This is a genomic window from Micromonospora sp. NPDC048868 (genome assembly GCF_043198195.1).
GTDB lineage: Bacteria > Actinomycetota > Actinomycetes > Mycobacteriales > Micromonosporaceae > Micromonospora > Micromonospora reichwaldensis.
This window is the reverse complement of sequence record NZ_JBICUN010000008.1, coordinates 247,910-268,931: the sequence shown is the minus strand read 5'-3', so window position 1 is coordinate 268,931 and position 21,022 is coordinate 247,910. Positions and strand designations below refer to the sequence as shown.

14 protein-coding genes are annotated in these 21,022 nt (G+C 72.1%); 7 read left to right on the top strand and 7 right to left on the bottom strand.

Going from position 1 to position 21,022, the window contains the following annotated elements:
• Window positions 1–17 precede the first annotated feature (17 nt).
• A complete protein-coding gene (locus ACGFNF_RS15900) occupies window positions 18–5,480 on the bottom strand; it encodes a carboxyl transferase domain-containing protein (RefSeq protein ID WP_393168529.1) in 5,463 nt (1,820 codons plus the stop codon).
• A 274-nt stretch (window positions 5,481–5,754) separates the two neighbouring features.
• Window positions 5,755–6,135: an MmcQ/YjbR family DNA-binding protein gene (locus tag ACGFNF_RS15895; protein ID WP_393168527.1), complete on the bottom strand. Its 381-nt coding sequence runs from the start codon at window positions 6,133–6,135 to the stop codon at window positions 5,755–5,757.
• A gap of 315 nt (window positions 6,136–6,450) precedes the next feature.
• Between ACGFNF_RS15895 and ACGFNF_RS15890 the strand changes: the two genes are divergently transcribed.
• Both ACGFNF_RS15890 and ACGFNF_RS15885 read left to right on the top strand, forming a co-directional pair.
• Complete coding sequence (locus ACGFNF_RS15890) at window positions 6,451–7,674, top strand: multidrug effflux MFS transporter (protein ID WP_393168643.1); 1,224 nt, start codon at window positions 6,451–6,453, stop codon at window positions 7,672–7,674.
• A 106-nt stretch (window positions 7,675–7,780) separates the two neighbouring features.
• The gene (locus ACGFNF_RS15885; RefSeq protein WP_393168525.1) at window positions 7,781–8,617 is read left to right on the top strand and encodes a TIGR02452 family protein; all 837 of its coding nucleotides are present in this window, start codon (window positions 7,781–7,783) and stop codon (window positions 8,615–8,617) included.
• A 111-nt stretch (window positions 8,618–8,728) separates the two neighbouring features.
• On the opposite strand, the gene ACGFNF_RS15880 is transcribed toward ACGFNF_RS15885, so the two are convergent.
• The gene (locus ACGFNF_RS15880) at window positions 8,729–9,259 is read right to left on the bottom strand and encodes an SRPBCC family protein (RefSeq protein ID WP_393168523.1); all 531 of its coding nucleotides are present in this window, start codon (window positions 9,257–9,259) and stop codon (window positions 8,729–8,731) included.
• Window positions 9,260–9,532: 273 nt separating this feature from the next.
• Between ACGFNF_RS15880 and ACGFNF_RS15875 the strand changes: the two genes are divergently transcribed.
• The 5 genes from ACGFNF_RS15875 (at window position 9,533) to ACGFNF_RS15855 (ending at window position 14,457) form a co-directional block, all read left to right on the top strand.
• Window positions 9,533–10,858 carry a flavin monoamine oxidase family protein gene (locus ACGFNF_RS15875; RefSeq protein WP_393168521.1) on the top strand — a complete coding sequence of 442 codons (1,326 nt, stop codon included), beginning with the start codon at window positions 9,533–9,535 and terminating at the stop codon, window positions 10,856–10,858.
• A 162-nt stretch (window positions 10,859–11,020) separates the two neighbouring features.
• The gene (locus ACGFNF_RS15870; protein ID WP_393168519.1) at window positions 11,021–12,397 is read left to right on the top strand and encodes an FAD-dependent oxidoreductase; all 1,377 of its coding nucleotides are present in this window, start codon (window positions 11,021–11,023) and stop codon (window positions 12,395–12,397) included.
• 138 nt (window positions 12,398–12,535) lie between these two features.
• On the top strand, window positions 12,536–13,516 hold the full coding sequence (locus ACGFNF_RS15865; RefSeq protein WP_393168518.1) for a helix-turn-helix domain-containing protein: 981 nt from the start codon (window positions 12,536–12,538) through the stop codon (window positions 13,514–13,516).
• A 100-nt stretch (window positions 13,517–13,616) separates the two neighbouring features.
• Window positions 13,617–13,892, top strand: coding sequence for a hypothetical protein (locus ACGFNF_RS15860; RefSeq protein ID WP_393168516.1), 276 nt, complete (start codon window positions 13,617–13,619; stop codon window positions 13,890–13,892).
• A gap of 217 nt (window positions 13,893–14,109) precedes the next feature.
• Window positions 14,110–14,457: a hypothetical protein gene (locus ACGFNF_RS15855; RefSeq protein WP_393168514.1), complete on the top strand. Its 348-nt coding sequence runs from the start codon at window positions 14,110–14,112 to the stop codon at window positions 14,455–14,457.
• 143 nt (window positions 14,458–14,600) lie between these two features.
• Here ACGFNF_RS15855 and ACGFNF_RS15850 read toward each other — a convergent pair whose 3' ends face one another.
• The 4 genes from ACGFNF_RS15850 to ACGFNF_RS15835 form a co-directional block, all read right to left on the bottom strand.
• Window positions 14,601–16,064 carry an FG-GAP-like repeat-containing protein gene (locus ACGFNF_RS15850; RefSeq protein ID WP_393168641.1) on the bottom strand — a complete coding sequence of 488 codons (1,464 nt, stop codon included), beginning with the start codon at window positions 16,062–16,064 and terminating at the stop codon, window positions 14,601–14,603.
• Between the two features lie 241 nt (window positions 16,065–16,305).
• Window positions 16,306–17,298, bottom strand: a complete 993-nt coding sequence (locus ACGFNF_RS15845) for an alpha/beta hydrolase (protein WP_393168512.1) — start codon at window positions 17,296–17,298, stop codon at window positions 16,306–16,308.
• 69 nt (window positions 17,299–17,367) lie between these two features.
• Window positions 17,368–19,437, bottom strand: coding sequence for an N-acetylmuramoyl-L-alanine amidase (locus ACGFNF_RS15840; RefSeq protein ID WP_393168510.1), 2,070 nt, complete (start codon window positions 19,435–19,437; stop codon window positions 17,368–17,370).
• A gap of 20 nt (window positions 19,438–19,457) precedes the next feature.
• The gene (locus ACGFNF_RS15835) at window positions 19,458–20,909 is read right to left on the bottom strand and encodes an FG-GAP repeat domain-containing protein (RefSeq protein WP_393168508.1); all 1,452 of its coding nucleotides are present in this window, start codon (window positions 20,907–20,909) and stop codon (window positions 19,458–19,460) included.
• Window positions 20,910–21,022: the final 113 nt, after the last annotated feature.

The following is a 21,022-nucleotide window of genomic DNA, read 5'->3' as shown; positions in this document are numbered from 1 at the left end:
CGTGGCGCGTCGCCGCGTCAGCGCAGGCGGCCCTCGATGGCGTCGATGATGCGCGGGCGCAGCTCCGCCGCGCGGATGACGGCGTCGACGGAACCGACCTCGACCGCGCGCTGGATGTTGTGCACCCGGTCGAACTCGGCGGCCACCTCGCCCAGCTTCTCCACGCGCACCGACGAGCGCAGCTCGTCGAGCTCCGCGGTCAACGCCGCGCGGTCGGTGCCGGAGGCCGCCGCGACGCGGGCCTCCAACTCCCGCACGCGCGGGTCGGCCGCGGTGCGGGCGTTGACGTCGCCGGAGAACACCACCGCGGCGGCGGGGGCGCCGCCGAGGACCGAGGCGAACGAGCCTTCCAGCGCGAGCACGGTCATGTTCGGGTTCAGCGCCTTCGAGAACACCACGAACGCGCCACCGTGGTACCGCGAGATCACGCAGAACACGATGGGCCCGCGGAAGTTCACGATCGCGCGGCCGATCTCGGCGCCGTACTCCAGCTGGAGATTGCGCATCGACTCCGGCGAGCCGTCGAAGCCCGACAGGTTCGCCAGCACCACCAGCGGCCGGTTGCCGCTGGCCGCGTTGATCGCCCGCGCGGCCTTCTTCGACGACCGCGGGAACAACGTGCCCGCGGTGTAGGTGTCCGGGCCGTCGGTGGGCGGGAAGCCGCGCCGCGGCACCGACCGTGACTCGATGCCGATCAGGCACACCGGCATGCCACCGAGGTGTACGTCCTGCACCGCCACGGTCTCCGCGTCGGCCATGCCCGCCCACCGTTCCAGCACCGGGTGGTCCTGGTCGGAGAGCGCCCGCATCACCGTCCGGATGTCGAACGGCTTCTTGCGGTCCGGGTTGGCCCCGGCGGAGAAGATCTCGCCGACGGTGGTGAAGTCGCTGCCCGCCACGACGTGCGGGAAGGCGGAGACGTCGCGGTCGACCGGGTCGGTCGTCCGCGTCCGCCGCGGCCCCTGCTCGCCGGGCGCGACGTACGTGTGCTCGTAGTGCGCCATCAGCACGTCCCGCGCCGCGGCCAGGTTCGGCGCCCAGTACTGCGCCTGCCCGTTCGGGCCCATCACCCGGTCGTAGCCGCCGATGCCGAAGTTGTCCTCGGCCGACACGCCACCGGAGAAGTCGAGCGACTGCTTGCCGGTGAGCACCATCGCCGAGTCGGGCGTCATCACCAGCACGCCCTTGGTGTGCATGAGCATCGTCGCCTCGGCGTTCCAGTACGGCTGCGCGCCGACGGTGATGCCCGCGACCACGATGTTGATCTCGCCGCCGTCCTGGGTGAACTCGACGATCCGCTTGAGCGCCGCGGCCACCCAGTCCATGTTCTCCGTGCCCGACTCCATGGAGATCCGGGCGCCGGCGGACAGCGCGTACCACTCCAACGGCACCTGCATCCGCTCGGCCAGGTCCAGCGCGGCGATCACGCGGCGGCACTCCGGCTCCGACAGCGCGCCGAGCGCCTTCGTCGGGTCGCCGAGCAGCACCACCCGGGTGACGCCCTGCGGGTGCCGCCGGGTCGGCGTGGTCACCACGCCCGCCACGATCGCCGCGCTGTTGCGCCCCTTCGGCCGCGCGACCGGGACCAGCGCGTGCTCGTCGTCGAGGTCGTGCTCGACGAAGGTGCCGAGCAGGCCGGTCAGCTCGTACGGGTAGACCGCGTTGCGGCTGCTCGCGCGCAGCACCTTCTGCCGGTAGTCGTCGAGCGGCTCGACCGGCTCGTCCGACGGCTCGCCGACGGTCAGCGCGGTGCCGCCCGCGGCGTCGAACGAGACGCGTACGGCGATCTTGGTCAGCTCGCCGGTCCGGCGGTCGCGCTGCCGCGCGATGAACAGGATCTCCTCCAGCCCGGCGCCCGCGGTCGTGGGCAGCACCCGCCGGGCGATCATCTCCAGCTCCGCGCGGGTGAGGTCGCTCGGCGGCCAGACGTAGACCACGATCCGGTTGGTGCTGAAGCGCTTCCTCGACGGCCGCCGCGACTGCGCGCGACGGATCGAGTCGAGACAGGTGGCGAGGACGTCCTCGGCGGTGGGCAGCGCCACCAGCCGCCCGTCGTGCTCGCGCAGCTCGGCCAGGTCACGCACCTGCGCGAACGCGACGAGGCGGTCGTCCGACGGGTTCTCCCGCGCCACGCACTGGAAGAGGTAGACCTCCTCGTCCGACGACGGCAGCCGGGTGAGGTCGAACTTGCTCAGCCGCTCCATCTGCATCCGCTGCGCGATGTACGGGTGCAGGCCGCGGATCAGCCGCTCCTCCATCATCCCGATGGTCGACGGGCGGAACGTGAAGTGGTGGTGCATCACCGCGCCGCTGCGACCCGCGACGGTGGTGGTGAGCCTGCGGACCTGGTGCGGCAGCGGGTGCGCGCTGACGACCTCGTGCAGCGCCGCCGCCATCGCGTCGAAGTCCGCCGGCTGGTTCTCCCACGCCAGATAGATGTCGACGTCGATGGCGTCGTGGCCGCTCGCCAGCTCCGCGAGGCCGCGCAGCGCGCTGCCCAGCGCGTCGAAGCCCACGGCGGCGGAGACCACGCACGAGCCCGTCCGCTCGGCGACCACGAACGTGCAGCCCTCGACCTCGCTGGTGCGTACGCCGGTGAGGTCCTTGTTGCCGTAGTAGCGCCGGGTCAGCACCTCCAGCATGACGGCGTTGTCCAGGTCGTCGCGGACGAGCCGCTGGCCGAGCAGCCGCACCAGCGGCTCGGTGGAGCGCACCATCTCGGCGACGCGCTCGGCGCGGTCCGGCGCGTCCGGGTGCGCGTCGAGGTGGCGCAGGTGCCGGCGCACGTCCGCGTAGACGCGGGCCCGGTTGCGGCGCAGCAGCGGCTGGGCGAACCAGGCGAACACCACGCCGCGCGCGAGGTCGCAGACCACCGGGAAACGGACCTGCGTCGCGGCCACCAGCCGCTCCAGCGCGAGACCGGCGGGCTCGCGCAGCGACTCGTCCGGCGGAGGCTCCCGCAGCCAGGCGCGCAGCAGCGTCGCGACGACCGTGGCGTCGGCGGACGCGCGTTGCAGGGCGAGGAAGATCCGGAACACGGCGGCTTCGAGCTCGGGGCAGCGCTCCAGCTCGGTGACGCCGTAGTGCCCGAGCGCCTTGGCGAGCTTGGCCTGGAATGCCTCCGGCAGCCCGGCCCGGTCCACGTCGAGGTACTGCAGGTAGGTGTGGAAGTACTCGCGGGCGCTCGGCACGTGGCCGGCGCCGCCGCCGTCCTCGCCCGTCGGCCGGTTGCGGCTGAGCTCGGTGAGGTCGGCGAACACGTCGATGAGGCCGAGTTCCTCGGCCAGCGGCCGGTGACCGTCCTCGGTGGCCGCCCGGCGCGCGGCGAGGTAGTCGTCGAGCAGCCGGCGCTCGTCGTGTGGGTCGACGTCGAAGCCGAGCAGCAGGCTGCGCAGGTCCTCCTGGCCGCGCGTGGCGCGCTCCCGCGCCGGGATCCTGGCGGGCGCTTCGGGCAGGTCCAGCTCGACGGACTCGGTCGCCGCGGTCTCCCCGGCCTCGGCGTCGTCGGCGAGCGGCTCCAGCCGCAGCAGCGGCGCGCCTGTCTCCACCTGGGTGCCCACGGAGACGACGCATTCCTTCAGCCGTGCCTTGAACGGCGCCCGCAGCACCGTCTCCATCTTCATGCTCTCCAGCACCAGCACCGGCGCGCCCGCCTCGACCTCGGCGCCGACCTTCAACGGCGTGGCGACGACCAGCGCGGGGCTGGGCGAACGCAGGACACCGCCCTCGTCGCGGGTGACCCGGTGCGCCACGCCGTCCACCTCGACCAGGTGGATCGGCCCGTGCGTGCCGATGAGCAGGCGGTAGCGGGTGCCGTTGACGACGACCTGCCCGGTGTGCCGGTCGAAGCGGTCCAGCTCGACGTCGGCGGTGCGCACGGCGCCACCCGCTTCGACGCCGACGCGGAACCGGTGTGCGCCGACCCGCGCGACGCGCACGCGGTAGTCGACGCCGCGCAGCTTGAGATCCAGCGGCCGGCCGCTCTCGTGCTGCACCTGCGGGCGTCCGCCGAACGCCGTCGACAGCAGCCGCTGCCGCTCGACGCGCTCCTCCTCCTCGTACGCCTCGATGGCGGCGGCCGCCAGCGCGACGGCGGAGTGCCGGTGCGTGACCAGCCTGCCCTCGCCCCGGACGCGGTCGATCCAGCCGGTGTCCGCGCTGGCGTCGATCACCTCGGGCTGGTCGAGCAGGTCGAGCACGAAGCTCTTGTTCGTCGCGCCGCCCTCGATGATCACCGTGGTCTGCGCCATCGCCCGGCGCAGCCTGCCGAGCGCCTCGTCGCGGTCGCGGCCGTACGCGATGATCTTCGCGATCATCGAGTCGAAGTCGGCGGGGATGGTGTCGCCCTCGCTGACGCCGGTGTCCACGCGGATGCCCGGCCCGGCGGGCAGGTCCAGCCGCGCGATGCGGCCGGGGGAGGGCGCGAAGTCGCGGTCGGGGTCCTCGGCGTTCAGCCGGGCCTCGATGGCGTGCCCGCGCTCCGCCGGCGGCTCGCCCTCGAGCCGCCCGCCCGACGCCACGTGCAGCTGCGCCCTGACCAGGTCGAAGCCGGTGGTGGACTCGGTGATCGGGTGCTCGACCTGGAGTCGGGTGTTGACCTCCAGGAACGCGAACAGCCGGTCGCCGGGGTGGTAGAGGAACTCGACGGTCGCCGCGCCGCGGTAGCCGACCGCGACGGCGAGCCGTTCGGCCGACGCCTTGAGCTCGGCCGTCTGCTCAGGGCCGAGCACCGGCGACGCCGACTCCTCGATGACCTTCTGGTTGCGCCGCTGCACCGAGCAGTCGCGGACACCGAGCGCCCACGCGGTGCCCTGGCCGTCAGCGATCACCTGGACCTCGACGTGCCGGGCGCCGGTGACCAGGCGTTCCAGGAACACGACGCCGCTGCCGAACGCCCGCGCGGCTTCCTGGCTGGTGCGCTCGTAGGCGTCGGCGAGCTCGGCCTCGTTGGTGATCACGCGGATGCCGCGCCCGCCGCCGCCCGCGGTCGCCTTGAGCATCAGCGGGTAGCCGATCTCGGCCGCCGCCGCCAGGGCGGCGTCCAGGGTCTCGACCGCGCCGCGGCTCCACGGCGCGACAGGCACGCCGACCTCCTCGGCGATCAGCTTCGCGCCGATCTTGTCGCCCAGCTTGCGCATGGCGTCCGGGCTCGGTCCGACGAAGGTGACGCCGATCCGCTCGCACAGCTCCGCGAACGCCGGGTCCTCGGCGACGAAGCCCCAGCCGACCCACGCGGCGTCGGCCCCGCTCTCCACCAGCGCGCGCTCCAGCACCTTCAGGTCGAGGTACGGGCGCGCGGACGCGGGACCGAGGTCGTAGGACAGGTCCGCCTCGCGGACGAAGGTGGCCGTACGGTCGACGTCGGTGTGCAGGGCGACGGTCTCGATCCGTGTCCCGGTCTCCGCGGCGATGTCCCGTACGGCGTGGATGAGCCGCATGGCGGCCTCACCACGGTTGACGATGGCGACACGACTGAACACCGATCGAGCCCTCCTTTTAGACCAATGATGCGCGGGCCGCGACGCGGCGGCACCTTCGGCAGTGTCCACCCTCGTGCCTGTGGATCAAAAGGTCAGGGGTCCGAATCCGTTCGGCGAACGGACGATGTTGCGGCGTTGAACAGCCAAAACGCCGGACACAACCGTGATCGTTTCCCGGCATGTGTTGCGTCCGTCCACTTCGTGGGAGGGTGGTGCGCCCGGGGTGGACATATGTTACCGGCGGGTTCGTGTCGACCGGTGTCGCGACAGGGCCTCAGCGGGGACCGGTGCCGCCGTCGAGGTCGCCGAGGAGCGGGCCCGGAACACGCATCCGCCACGCGTCGGTGACGAGCTCCGTCAGGCGGTCGACGTCCACCCGCGCCAGCCGCAGCATGACCAGGGGCAGCCCCTCGTACGCGGGCGTGGTGAAGAAGACCTCGGGCTCGCCGAGGAGCAACGCCTGCTTCTCCGCCTCGTCGCCGACGTAGAGCACCGCGACGTCCGTCCGGATCAGGCGCGACGTGCCGGGTCTGCGCTCGGGGTAGGACCAGACGAACCCCTTGTCGGCGACCCGGAAGTCGAAGCCCTCGCTGTCGATCTCGACCACGTGCGGCAGCGCCAGCGCCAGGTGCCGGACGTCGTCGGCGTCAGCCATCGGGGTCGCTCCGCACCATCGTCTCCCACACCCGCGCAGACTAGCTGCCACGGGTGACGACATGGTGCTGGCGCGAGGGCCTGACCGACGGGACCCGGGCCGTGCGCAGCGGCTCCGGTCGCCGTTCGGCCGACTGTGAACTCCGTTACCTCGCCGCCGGGCGGGAATGAGATCACCGGATCCGGATTTGGAGCCAGATGTGACTCCTGCACTCTTCCCAGCCCGGCTGCCCACCGACCGGCCGGCGGCGAGCCGATGACGGCCGCCGTCGACGCCCCCAAGAGGCCGGCAGCCCCGCTGACGCCCGGTGACCTGATGAGCCCCCGGCAACGCCTGCGGCTCGTCCTCGTCCTCGGGTCGCTGATCGCGGTGGGTCCGCTGACCATCGACATGTACCTGCCCGCGCTTCCCACGATCGTCGACGACTTCCGGACCACGTCGGCGGCGGTCCAGTTGACCCTCACCGGCACGCTGGCGGGCCTCGCCCTCGGCCAGTTGCTGATCGGCCCGCTGTCCGACGCCGTCGGCCGGCGCGCGCCGCTGATCGCCGGCATCGCGCTGCACGTCGTGGCGTCGCTGCTCTGCGTCGTCGCGCCGAGCATCACGGTTCTCGGCGCGTTGCGGGTGGTGCAGGGCCTCGGCGTCGCCGCGGCCTCGGTGGTCGCGATGGCCGTCGTCCGCGACCTGTTCGACGGTGCGGCCTTCGCGAAGCTGCTCTCCCGGCTGCTGCTGGTCATGGGGGCGGCGCCGATCCTCGCGCCGACCCTCGGCGGCGGGCTGCTGCGCTGGACGGACTGGCGTGGCGTGTTCGTGGCGCTGGCCGCCTTCGGCGTGCTGCTCGTGGTGGTCGCCGCGTTCGGCCTGCGCGAGACGCTGCCCGCCGAGCGGCGCCGGCGCGGCGGCGTGGTCGCGACGGTCGGCGTGTACGGCTCGCTGCTGCGCGACCGTACGTTCGTGGGCCTGGTCCTGGTCGCCGGGCTTGCCATGGCCGCCCTGTTCGCGTACGTCGCCGGGTCGTCGTTCGTCTTCCAGGACCAGTACGGCCTGGACGAGCAGCAGTTCGGGCTGGCCTTCGGGGCGGGCGCGGTCGGGCTGATCGCGGCGACCCAGTTCAACGTACGGCTGCTGCGCCGTCACCCGCCGCAGCGGATCCTCGTCGTCGCCCTGGCCGCGGGGAGCGTGGCCGGACTGGCACTGCTCGCCTTCGCCGTGACCAATTTCGGCGGGCTGCCGGCCCTGCTGGTGTCGTTGTGGGTGGTGCTCGCGGCGGCGGGCCTCGCGATGCCGAACGCGCCCGCCCTGGCCCTGTCCCGCCACGGCGAGGCGGCCGGCACGGCCTCCGCCCTGCTCGGCGCCGTGCAGTTCGGCGTCGGTGCGCTGGCCGCGCCCCTGGTGGGCGTCCTGGGCACCGGCGCGGTCGCCATGTCCGTCGTCGTCGCGGGGGGCATGCTGGCGGCGACGGCGGTCCTGTTCGTCGTCGTGCGACCGTCCCGGCTCGCCGGCCTGGAGCCGGACGGGGTGGTCCTGGCCGCGCACTGAGCGGGCCCACCGCGCGCTGCGCGGAAAGCAGTTGTCGGCGGAACGGGTGGCGGCCTAGCCTGCTGGCTGTGCACGCCACCTGCCGGCGGATGCGCCGGGTGCGCCGGTGAGCAGCCGCCTTCGTGAGATCGCCCGACAGACGGTGGCGATCGCCGAGTCGGGCCGTTACCGCAACGGCGCCGGCGACGAGGTCGTCATCGGTGCGCAGGTGCGGGCCGCGGTCGCCGGCACCCGCCACCACCTTCCCGACGGGACGCTCACGATCGGCGACACGCGGGTCGGGGCCGGCGACGTCGAGGTGACGTACGAGTCGACGTTGCAGGCGGCCCGCCGGCTCGGTCCGGATGCGGCGTGTCTGGTGTTCGCGTCGGCCAAGAACCCGGGCGGCGGGTTCCTCGGCGGGGCGAAGGCGCAGGAGGAGAGCGTCGCACGATCGTCCGCGCTCTACCCGTGCCTGCTCGCCGCGCCCGACTTCTACGCGTTCCACCGCGGCCAACGCGACCTGCGATACAGCGACCGGGTCGTCTACTCCCCGCGGGTGCCGGTGTTCCGCGACGACAAGGGCGTGCTGCTCGACGTGGCGTACCAGACGTCGTTCCTCACCGCCGCGGCGCCGAACCTCGGCGCGATCGTGCGCAACCAGCCCGCGCACGCCCCCGACGTGCCGGCGGTGCTGCGCCGGCGTGCGCGGCGGGTGCTCGAGGTGGCCGCCGCGCACGGGCATCGGACGATCGTGCTGGGCGCGTGGGGGTGCGGGGTGTTCCGCAACGACCCCGCCACGGTGGCGGACGCCTTCGCCGACGCGCTGCGGGTGGTCGACCGATTCGACCGGGTGGTGTTCGCCATCCGCGACAACCTGTCGGGTACGCCGGTGTACGGCGCGTTCGCAGCGCGCTTCGGCACCTCCGCGCCGGGGCCGGCGGGCGACGCCCGTCGGGGGTGAGCCGTCCGGCAACGACGCCGCGCCGAGGCCCGGCCCGGCGGTGGCCGCGCAGCCGCCACCGCCGCCACCGCCGCCCAGCCCACCACCGTGTTCAGTCCGCCGGCGCCGTGGTCAGCGTGGCTGCTCGGCGAGGTCCCGGATGCCCTGCAACGTGCCGGTCATGGCGTCCCGCAGGGCGTCCAGCCGGCGGGCGATGACCTGCTCCTCGTTCTCCGGGGCCCGGTCGATGACCATGCTGAGCCCGGTGCGGCCGGGGCCGATCCGCACGGAGTGGGACAGCCGGCACCCGCCGTCCTCGGCGGTGAGGCGGTACTGCCAGCTGGCGCCCGGTTGCGCGGGGTCGGTGGGGCCGCCGCCGAAGCGGTTGTCCGGGTCGAGCACGACCCAGCCGAAGGCCCGCGGCTCGTCGAACCGCACGATGTGCGAGATGGTGCGCCACTCGCCCAGCGCCGGATGGTGGTTGTGCCCCTCGAACCGGGCGCCGAGCGTCGGCCCCCGGCTGCCGTCCAGCCACCGCACCCGGCGCAGCTCCGGACTGAACCGCGCGGGCAGCTCGATGTCCGTGACCAGCTCCCACACCCGGGCGGGATCGGCTGCCACGTGCAGGTCGCACTCGACCGCCGGGCCGTCGACGTAGCGCACGGCATCCTCCTTCGTGTCCTTGACTGACTTCCGGTCCGCGCACCGCAGCCACCGTCGTAGGACGGGCGGCCGCCGCACCGGACAAGGATGGCCCGTCCGGGCCGGCCGCGCAGCCCCGGCACGCTCATGTGTCTCGATACCGACGATCGGCGCGGGCATCGGCCGTCGGCGGTCGACCCCGCTCGATCGCCGGGCTCCACGCCCGCCCCCGCCGCCGGCTGCCGCGATCCGGCGTCGGGGTCATGGCGGCGGCGTAAACGGGTATGCCGTCGCATGGGAACCGAGGTCGCCGTGGTCGGTGCCGGCTTCTCCGGGCTGGCCGCCGCGCTCGCGCTCGCCCGCGCCGGGGTACGGACGCGGGTGCTGGAGGCGCGCGACCGGGTGGGCGGGCGGGTGCTCACCCGGTGGCTGGCCGACGGCACCCAGCTCGACCTGGGCGCCCAGTGGGTCGGCCCCACCCAGGACCGGGTCAACGGGCTCCTCGCCCAGTACGGGATCGCCACCTTCCCGTCCGCCGCGCACGGCGCGTCGCCCGTGATCTTCCCCGACGGTCGGCACGCCGGGGCCCCCGAGGCCGCCGCGCGGGTCCTCGACCTGCTCGACGCGTACGCCGAGCGGGTCGACCCGGTCGCGCCGTGGGCGGGGGCCGAGGCCGCCGAGTGGGACCGTACGACGCTGGCCGGCTGGCTGCGCATGGCCGCGCCGGACCCGGCCACCGCCCGGTACCTCGGGCGGCTGCTCGCGGGCGGGCTGCTGGCCGCCGGCCCGGACGAGATCTCCGTGCTCCAACTGGCGTTCTACCTGCGCTCCGGCGGCGGTAGCCGGGCGCTGTTGGCGATGGCCGGCGGCGCGCAGCAGGACCGGATCGTCGGCGGGCCGCCGGTGCTGGCCGAGGCGCTGGCCGCGGCGCTCGGCCCGGACGCGGTGCGGCTGTCCGCGCCCGTACGGGCCATCGCGCAGGACCGTGCCGGCGTGGTGGTGCACACCGACACCGACCGCGTCGAGGCGGACGCGGTGGTGGTCGCCGTGCCGCCGACGCTGGCCGGGCGCATCCGGTACGACCCGCCGCTGCCGCCCCTGCGCGACGCGCTCACCCAGCGGATGCCGATGGGCTCGGCGATCAAGGTGCACGCGGTCTACCCGGAACCGTTCTGGCGCGCCGACGGCCGTTCCGGCGTCGCGTTCTGCCTCGACGGGCCGGTCACCGAGACAGTGGACAACAGCACCCCGGCCTCCCCGCGGGGGGTGCTCACCGCGTTCAGCTACGGCCCGGAGGCGAACGCGCTGCGCCGGATGCCGCCGGGGGACCGCAGGGCGAGCCTGCTCGACGCCCTCGCCGCCGTCGCCGGCCCGGCCGCCCGGCGGCCCGAGGAGTTCGTCGAGTACGACTGGTCGGCGGACGAGTGGACGCGCGGTTGCTTCTGCGGGGCACCGACCCCCGGCTCCTGGTGCGGCTACGGCCCGGAGCTGCGCCAGCCGGTGGGACGGGTGCACTGGGCCGGCACGGAGACCGCCACCCGGTGGGCGGGTTACCTGGACGGGGCGATCGAGGCCGGCGAGCGGGCGGCTGCGGAGATCCTGGCGCGCGCGGGCGGCTGACCCGCTCGGCCACCCCCGCGAACCTCCTCGAAGGCGGCCGATGTCTGTGCGACGATCGTCGGGCGTCGTGCCGACCGGTCCGTCCCGCCGGTCCGCCCACGCACCGGTCTCTGGCAGGCATGCGGGAAGGCTCCCCCCACCTCGTACCCCTTGGAGAGCATGATGTCCTCGTCCCCGGCGCGGGTCCTCGCCGCGCTGAACGCGGTGCGGCCACCCGACCAGCCGTCCCCGGTCATCGGCAGGGCCGTCGTGGTCGGCGGCAGCGTCGCCGGGCTGCTGGCGGCCCGCGTGTTGTCCGACTACGCGGAGAGCGTCGTCATCGTCGACCGCGACGATCCACACGTGACCGGCGGTCGGCCGGGCGTGCCACAGGGATCGCAGCTGCACGCGCTGCTGCCCGGCGGCTTCCTCCAGCTCGAACGCCTGTTCCCGGGATTCCGCGAGCGGGCCGTGGCCCAGGGGGCGATCGAGGCGCCACCGGCGGCCAGGCGGAACTACCTCGACGGCCGGCTGAAGGTCGTCGTACCCGACGACGCCGACAGCCTGGCGGGCACCCGGCCCCTCCTGGAGGGGTTGATCCGCGAGCAGGTGCTGCGGCTGCCCAACGTAAAGACGGTCACCGCCCGCGCCACGGGGCTGGTGTGCGACGGCGGCGTGGTCACCGGCGTCCACTGCGAGACCGGCGGGGCGACGGGCGTCGAGTCGGGTGACCTCGTGGTGGACGCGATGGGACGTTCGAGCAGGCTCTCCGAGTGGTTGGAGCAGGCCGGCTGGGACCGGCCCGCCCTGCGGCGGATGACCGTGGACCTCAACTACGCGACCGCGCTGTTCCGGCGCCGCGAGGCGGAACCGGAGGCCACTGTCGTCCTGGCACTGCACACCGCCAGGATGTCGTCGGACGTGGCCGGCGCCGCGTTCTTCGCCGTGGAGGACGGCCGGTGGATGGCCATGATGGCCGGCTACGGCGCCAACCGCCCGGGGCGCACCGCGGACGACTTCGTCCGCCGGCTGCGGGAGCAGTTCCCGCCGGAGTTCGGCGCGCTCGCCGCGAACGAGATGCTCGGCGAGGTGCAGACCTACCGCCACGCCGACAGCCGGCGGCGGGACTTCCACGGGCTGAGGCGCCTGCCGGCCGGGCTCGTCAGCGTCGGCGACGCGGTCGCGTCGTTCAATCCGGTGTACGGGCAGGGGATGACGGCGGCGGCCCTGCACGCGGCCTGCCTGTCGACGTACCTGCGGTCGGGCCCGGACCTGGGCGCGCCCGCGCGCCGGTTCTTCGCCCTGCAGAAGGTCGTGGTCGACGTCGCCTGGTCGATGTCGACCTCCGCCGACCTGGCGCTGCCGCACGTCGACGGGCCCTACCCGCGCGGCTACCGGCTCTCCAGCTGGGCCAGCAGGCAGATCGTCACGGCGACCGTCACCGACGTGCCGACCGCCCGACGCTTCAACGAGGTCGTCTCCATGCTTGCGCACCCGAGCTCGCTGGCCACCCCCGGCGTGCTCCTGGGCGCGCTGCGCGCCAACCGACGGGCCCGCTGACCGAGCCGTCCGCCGCCCCGGACGCCGCGTCCGGGGCGGCGCTGCGCGTCCGGTCGAGTATCCCTCGGCGCGTTCGGGGTGGCCGCTGGACGGGTTAATCGGATGGGCCCGGCCGTGCGGGGTCATTATGGTTGGTCGATGGACGTTGTCAGCACCGCCGACGTCTCGCCGGGTGACCGGTTCGCCTTCTGGCGCGAGGTCAGCGGGAAGCTCTGGGTGCCGTACGACCTGGCTCGGGAGCGGCAGGCGGAGACCGGCTTCGAGGCACGGGTCGGCATCAGCGAGTTCGGCGCGGTGCAGGCGACCCTGATGACGACGACGGCGCACTCGGTACGTCGCACGCCCCGGCTGATCCGGCAGGCCGACCCGGAGGTGTTCAAGGTGAGCTGCCTGGTCAGTGGCAGCGGCATCCTGACGCAGGACGGCAGACGCGCGGAGTTCGGCGCCGGGGACCTCGTGCTCTACGACACCTCGCGCCCGTATGTGGCCGAGCTCCGGCCGGACGATTCGACGAGCCGGATGCTGCTCCTGCGTTTCCCACGGGCGCTGCTGCCGTTTCCTCCCCGGGAACTGCGTGAACTGAGCGCCGTCCGCATGTCCGGCGCCCGCGGCGTCGGCGCGCTGTCGTCGCGCTTCCTGCTGCAGCTCGCCGACCAGATGGACGAGCTGACCCCGGCCGAGACGGCGCGGCTGGCCACCCTGACGCTCGACGTGCTGATCGCGGCTTTGGCCGACGCCCTGGACGCCCGGAAGATCGTCCCCGCGGACACGCGCCGGCGGGCGCTGACCGCCCGTATCCGCGCCTTCATCCACGACCATCTCGGCGACCCGGACCTGACCCCGGACATGATCGCCGCAGCGCACCACATCTCCGTGCGCTACCTGCACAAGCTGTTCCAGCAGGAGGAGCACACCGTCGCCGGCTGGATCCGAGAGCAGCGCCTCGAACGGTGCCGACGCGACCTCGCCGAACCCCGGCTCGCCGCCCGCACGATCAACGCGATCGCCGCCCGGTGGGGCTTCACCAGCGCCGCGCACTTCAGCCAGGCGTTCCGCGCCCGTTACGGCCGATCGCCCACCGAGTTCCGCCAGCGGCTCCGCACCGTGCACGGAGACTAAAGACCTGTGCATCCCGCCGCAACGACAGCTGTGGATGCGTAGGGCAGTCTCGTCTCAGGATGTCGGTTCATCCGAAGCGACAGCACCGAGAAGGGAAACCATGCGCTCGTGGGCAGGGAAACTCCACCGGACCGCCGCCGCCGTGGTCCTGGCCCTCGCCATGCTGCCGGTCGTGTCCGGCACGGCGCAGGCCGCCGAGGTGGCCTACAACCAGAAGAACCAACGCCTGGAAGCCAGGCCGAACAGCGGGATGCCGATCGCATCGGTCAGCCGCGAGATCACGTTGCAGGACGGCACCTACGGCTGGTGGACGTTCCCCACATCGGCACCGTGCCAGACCTACACCGGCCGCATCCTGCCCGGCACGTACACCTGAACGGATCAGCTCTGGCCCGGGGTTCCCAGCGTCGGAACCTACCGGCACCACAGCTACCTGACCGAGGAAGACGGCGGCTGGTCGTACCACATCCAATGTGACTTCCAGCTGTCCGCCACCGGTTCGTACACCTGGGGCAGCGGTCTCGACCCCCACTTCTGACACCGCGTCCACCGGCTGAGCTGACAGTTCCGTCACATCGTCAAGGGAGATCCGCATGAGACTCGCACGAATGTCGATGGCCGCCGTTCTGCTGGGCAGTGCCGCCGTGCTGGTGGTCGCCGCTCCGGCCCAGGCGTCCTGCCCGCAGGGCATCGCCAGCTTCGAGCCGCAGGTCAACGGCACGTTCGCCGGGACCGGCATCAACATCCGCACCGGGCCCGGCTCCGACTGCACGTCGCGCGGCCACGGCCAGCCCGGCCAGACCGCGACGTTCCGCTGCTGGCGGACCGGCCACGACGGCGCCCGCTGGACCTACCTGCACAACCGCGCGACCGGCATGTCGGGCTGGTCCCGAAGCGACCTGCTCTCCGGTGGAGGCGCCACCGTCTCGTGCGGCATCTGATCCGCAGCGCGAGGGCCTCCCGAGGCGATGTCCGCCTCGAGAGGCCCTCGCCTCGGTCGGTCTGCGCACCACCGCCGATTCACGGTCGTCCGATACTCGGCGCCCCCTGCCCCGGACCCGCTACGTAGGAACCCGAGACACCCTCAGAGGGTGGTTTCGCCGTTGAGGCCGAAGTAGTCGTGCCATTTGGTGCTGGTGCCGAAGGTGGTGCCGGTGGAGAGTGCGACGTGGACGTCGTTGGTGGTGCCTTTGGTGAAGACGATGATGTCGTCTTTGCCGTCGCCGTTGGCGTCGGCGAGGTAGGGGAATTCGCCGGGTAGGCAGAAGAAGTCGTGCCATTTGATGGTGGTGCCGGCGAACGACGTGCCGGTGGAGGTGGCGGCGTAGACGTCGGCGTTGGTGTCGCAGGTGAAGGTGACGATGTCGTCGCGGCCGTCGCCGTTGATGTCGCCGACGCGGGGTTGTTCGGTGCCGACGGCGAACAGGTCGTGCCATTTCTGGGGAGGGCCGAAGGTGGTGCCGGTGGAGAGGGCGATGATGACGTCGGCGGCGGTGTGGGGGCCTTGGGTGAAGGTGATGATGTCGTCGCGTCCGTCGCCGTTGACGTCGCCGAGGGCGGGGTGTTCGCCGGGGATGGAGAAGTAGTCGTGCCATTTGATGGCGGTGCCGGCGAATGATGATCCGGTGGAGAGGGCGACGTAGACGTCGGCGTTGGTGTCGTGGGTGAAGGTGATGATGTCGTCTTTGCCGTCGCCGTTGACGTCGCCGATGGCGGCGACTTCGTTGTGGGGGGCGAACCAGTCGTGCCATTTCTGGCTGGGGTTGAAGCTGGTGCCGGTGGAGGTGGAGACGTAGACGTCGGCGAGGGTGCCGTGGGTGAAGGTGATGATGTCGTCGCGTCCGTCGCCGTTGAAGTCTCCGGTGAGGAGGGTTTCGCCGTTGAGGCCGAAGAAGTCGTTCCATTTGTTGGAGGTGCCGGTGAAGGATGATCCGGTGGAGGTGGCGACGTAGACGTCGTTGAGGGTGCCTCGGGTGAAGGCGACGATGTCGTCCTTGCCGTCGCCGGTGAAGTCCGTCGGCGAACCCGCCAGATAGCGCCCACCCGACGGCGACGGGCCGCAGTTGTCGCTGACCAGGTACCTCTGGTGGTACTGGCCGGGGTACGGCGCCAGTGACGTCCCGTTGATCACGATCGTCTGCCCGACGCCGTTGTAGAGCTGCTCGTAGTGGATGTGCGCGCCGGACGAGTTGCCGGTGCTGCCCGTGGTGCCGATCTGCTGGCCCTGCTGCACGTACGCCCCGTCGGGCACGGAGTAGGAGCTGAGGTGGAAGTAGTAGGTGGTCCACCCGCCGCCGTGGTCGATGACGATGTAGTTCCCGGCACCGCTGGGCTGCGAGTACCGGCGGGCGACACCGGCCGCGGAGGCGAGCTGCGGCGTGCCGGCGGTGGATCCTCCGTCGGCCCGTACGAAGTCCAGGGCCAGCCGGACCTCGGCGCTGTGGTGCCCGTACGTCCACCGCTGCCCGCAGGGGAACGGGGCCTTGAAGTTCGGCGCGGCGAGCGCGGGGGACGAGGTGGCCACCGCCCCGGTCAGTACGCCGACCACCAGGGTGAGCAGGGAGACCAGGATGCGACGCACCCTGCTCCTCGAATGCCGTGACATGGGTGACTCCGGTCAGGGAAGAGTCGGACGGGTGGGTCGCGCACCAGCAGGCCCCGCTCGGGCTCGTCGCGCGCGGAAGGGAGACCAGCCGTCGGAGCCGGAAGAGACCCCGACGGAGGTGGGCGTTGCTAGAGCTGACGACGCGCCGCCGACAGTGTGTGGGCGGCGCGTCGTCAGCCGGGAGTCAGCCCGCGCGACGAAGACGTGCGAGCATCCCGTTGAGGTCCTGGGCGAAGATGTGCTGCCGGAAGAAGTGACCGCCGGGCTCCTCGCGCCACTCGTGGGGGATGCCGGCGCGGCCGAGGGCCGCCCGGAACTCGCGCTGGCCGGCGAGTACCTGATTCTCGTTCACCGTGTCGAACCAGTTGACCGGGTCCGGCGAGGTGCCGGCGACCAGGAAGATGCGCTTGTTGCGGTAGCTCTCGATGCGTTGGATCGGGTTGTCGGCGCTGACCCGCGCCTCATCCCACAGAGGCGCGCCGTAGACGGTACCGCCACCCAGGTCCTTGACGGCCGAGGTGGCGTTGGCCCAGTGCACGACCAGCCCGAAGTCCCGGCGCAGGCTGGCCGGGCCGGAGTGGGAGCTGACCGAGCAGAAGTGGCCGTAGTACTTGGCGGTGTACTTGAGGGCGCCGAACCCGCCCATTGAGAAGCCGGCCACGGCGCGGCCGTTGTACTCGGCGAAGGTGCGGAAGTTCGAGTCGATCCAGGGCAGCAGCTGTGCCATGTGGAAGGTCTCCCAGTTGCGGGGCCCGGCGAAGCTGCTGACCGGGTTCGAGTACCACCCGGTGGAGGCGTCCGGCATGACGACGATGAGTTCCCGGCCGGCGGTCAGGTTGATGATGTTGTGGTGCATGTGGAACTCGCGGAAGTCGGAGTCGCCGCCGTGCAGCAGGTACAGCACCGGGTAGCGCTTGCCACTGGTGTGGTAGCCGTCGGGGAGCAGGACGTTGACTGCCGGGTCCCACTCGATGGCGTCGGTGGCGAACCGGTAGTACTGCAGGCGGCCGTAGTTCTCGTGCCTGACGATGCGCAGACCGTGGCCGTCGCCGGCGGCGGAGGCCAGCCCCGGGGCGGCGAGGGCGCCGCCGAACGCGCCCGCGGCAGCGACGCCCGCGGCGCCGGCCAGTAGCCGGCGGCGGCTGACGGACTTGCGGCCGGCAGGGATGTTTTCCATGATTTCCTCCATCGGGGTGGACCGCGCCGGATGGCGGCACGGAGTGTGATTCCGTCTGTGTGGGACGTTTCAGAGGGTGGTTTCGCCGTTGAGGCCGAAGAAGTCGTGCCATTTGGTGCTGGTGCTGAAGGTGGTGCCGGTGGAGAGTGCGACGTGGACGTCGTTGGTGGTGCCTTTGGTGAAGACGATGATGTCGTCCTTGCCGTCGCCGTTGGCGTCGGCGAGGTAGGGGAATTCGCCGGGTAGGCAGAAGAAGTCGTGCCATTTGATGGTGGTGCCGGCGAACGACGTGCCGGTGGAGGTGGCGGCGTAGACGTCGGCGTTGGTGTCGCAGGTGAAGGTGACGATGTCGTCGCGTCCGTCGCCGTTGATGTCGCCGACGCGGGGTTGTTCGGTGCCGACGGCGAACAGGTCGTGCCACTTTTGGGGCGCGCCGAAGGCGCTGCCGGTGGAGAGGGCGACGATGACGTCGGAGGCGGTGGCGGGGCCCTGGGTGAAGGTGATGATGTCGTCGCGTCCGTCGCCGTTGACGTCGCCGAGGGCGGGGTGTTCGCCGGCGATGGAGAAGTATTCGTGCCACTTCACGGCGGTGCCGGCGAATGATGATCCGGTGGAGAGGGCGACGTAGACGTCGGCGTTGGTGTCGTGGGTGAAGGTGATGATGTCGTCTTTGCCGTCGCCGTTGACGTCGCCGACGGCGGCGACTTCGGTGTGTGGGGCGAACCAGTCGTGCCATTTGGTGCTGGGGTTGAAGGTGGTGCCGGTGGAGAGTGAGACGTGGACGTCGGCGAGGGTGCCGTGGGTGAAGGCGACGATGTCGTCGCGTCCGTCGCCGTTGAAGTCTCCGGTGAGGAGGGTTTCGCCGTTGAGGCCGAAGAAGTCGTTCCATTTGTTGGAGGTGCCGGCGAAGGTGGTGCCGGTGGAGGTGGAGACGTAGACGTCGTTGAGGGTGCCGTGGGTGAAGGTGATGATGTCGTCGCGTCCGTCGCCGGTGAAGTCCGTGGGCGAGCCCGCCAGATACCGGCCACCGGACCCACCGCCCGCGTTGACCAGGGAGATGTAGTGGTTCCAGTTCCAGTGCGGGCCCGGGTCGGTGTGGTCGTTGCCCGGCAGCTCGTGGTGCCCCTTGATCGCGGTACGGTTCTTCGGTAGGCCGTACTTGTCGCAGAGATAGCGGGTCAGCGCGGCCGACGAGCGGTACATGGACTCGGTGAACCAGCTCGGGTTGTCGACGAAACCCTCGTGCTCGATGCCCACCGAATACGGGTTGGCCGAGCGCGCGTGGTAGGCGGTGTCGCCCTCGCGCACCATCTGGGTGATCTCGCCGTTGCTCGACTTCACCACGTAGTGGGCGCTCACCCCCGCCGACGGGTTCTGGAACCAGCTGATCGTGCCGGCGTACGAGCCCTGGGTCACGTGCACCACGACGGTGGTGATCCGCGAGGAGCGGCCCGCCGCGTAGTTGCCGCCGTACGCCGAGATCCACCGGGCCGGCGCGTACTCGGGCACCGCCGCGGCGAGGGCGGCCGGTGTGGCCGTGCCGGCGGGGGCGACGCGGGCGTACCGGCCGAGCTCCGGCCGCACCCGCCGGGGCGCCACCCGTACGGAGGCGGTGGTGATGCCGTCGCGGAGCAGGTCGTAGACGTGGTCGGCGTACAGGCGGGCCGTCGCGTCGTCGGCGGCGTACGCGTACCGCGCGACCACCGGGTACCAGGCGGAGATCCGGTCCCGGTCGGCGGCCGTGAGCCGCTCGGCGTCGGCGAGGTCCCGCAGGAGGGCCGCGCCGCCCCTGATGTTGGCCGAGGTCACCGACTTCAGGGCGGCCACCGGTTGCCCGGTCAGTTCGGCCGCCCGTTCCAGCGTGCGCTGGCGGGGATTGCTGACCAGGTGCATGACGCCGTAGCCGTTGGCCTGGCTGGGCTGCCCCTCGTGTCCGTCGAGCCGGGTCTCGCCGTAGCCGACGGCGACCAGCAGGTCCCTGGGCACGTCGAACTCGCCGGCCGCCCGGGTGAAGGCCGTGTCGAGCGGGCCGGCGGCGGGCCTGGCCGGCGCGGCGGCGGCCGGCGCGACGGGGCTCAGTAGCGCCGCCGCGAGGACGACGGCGGCACCCCCGCGCCAGGAGAGTCTGTCGGGTCTCATGGTGGTCTCCCGTCCGCGGGTCACAGGGTGGTCTCGCCGTTCAGGCCGAAGAAGTCGTGCCACTTGGCGCTGGCGCCGAAGGTGGTGCCGGTGGAGAGTGCGACGTGGACGTCGTTGGTGGTGCCCTTGGTGAAGACGACGATGTCGTCCTTGCCGTCGCCGTTGGCGTCGGCGAGGTAGGGGAACTCGCCGGGTAGGCAGAAGAAGTCGTGCCACTTGATGGTGGTGCCGGCGAACGACGTGCCGGTGGAGGTGGCGGCGTAGACGTCGGCGTTGGTGTCGCAGGTGAAGGTGACGATGTCGTCGCGGCCGTCGCCGTTGATGTCGCCGACGCGGGGTTGTTCGGTGCCGACGGCGAACAGGTCGTGCCACTTTTGGGGCGCGCCGAAGGCGCTGCCGGTGGAGAGGGCGACGATGACGTCGGAGGCGGTGGCGGGGCCCTGGGTGAAGGTGATGATGTCGTCGCGTCCGTCGCCGTTGACGTCGCCCAGGGCCGGGTACTCGCCGGCGATGGAGAAGTACTCGTGCCACTTCACGGCGGTGCCGGCGAACGAGGACCCGGTGGACAGCGCCACGTACACGTCGCCGGCCGCGTTGTGGGTGAAGGCGACGATGTCGGCGCGGCCGTCGCCGTTGACGTCGCCGACCGCGCCGATCTCCGCGCCGGGGGCGAACCAGTCGTGCCACTTCTGGCCGCCGCCGAAGCTGGTGCCGTTCGACAGCGCCACGTAGACGTCGCCGGTGTTGCCGTGCGCGAAGGTGACGACGTCGTCGCGGCCGTCGCCGTCGACGTCGCCGGTCGAGGCGGTCTCACCGCCGATGGAGAAGAAGTCGTTCCACTTCACCGAGGTCCCGGCGAAGCCGGCGCCCGTGGAGGTGCTCACGTAGACGTCGGCGAGGGCGTTCTGGGTGAAGCTGACGATGTCGTCGCGTCCGTCGCCGCTGACGTCGGTGGCGGACCCGCCGGCGATGGCGTGGGTCCGGGCCGCCTCGTCGAGCAGGGTCCGCGCCTTCGTCGCCACCTGGTCGTAGCGGTCGGGGAAGCCGGAGCGCTGCACGCACTGGGCGACCTGGCCGGCGCTGTAGCGAGGGTTGTTGCGGTCGCAGACGATCGCGCGGGTGACGTACTGGGTGGTGGCGTAGACCGGGTCCATGATCTGCTCCGGCGTGCCCCAGCCGTAGTCCCACCGCTGCTGGAACACCCCGAGTGAGGACTTGTCGCCGCACGGCAGGTTGTTCATGTGCGACTCGACCCAACCGGCCTCGAACGCGGACAGCATGACCTTGTCGTTGACGTTGTGGGCGCGGGCGACCCGGTAGACGATCACGCTGATCGCGGGGTCGTGGTTGGCGGGGATCGAGGTACAGGCCAGCGTGCCGATCGGGGCGTCGGCCTGCGCCGGCGCGGTCGCCACGACCGACGCCAGCGCGGTGCAGAGGCCGACCAGCAGGGCGAGGGGAGTACGTCTCACGATGCTCCTCTGAGGGGTGTCAGCGGTGCGGCGAGCGGTCCCGCCACGAGGGCGCGCTGCCGCCAGGAGGGCCGCCCGGGCTGACGGGTGCGTCGCCGCGTCGACACCTCCCC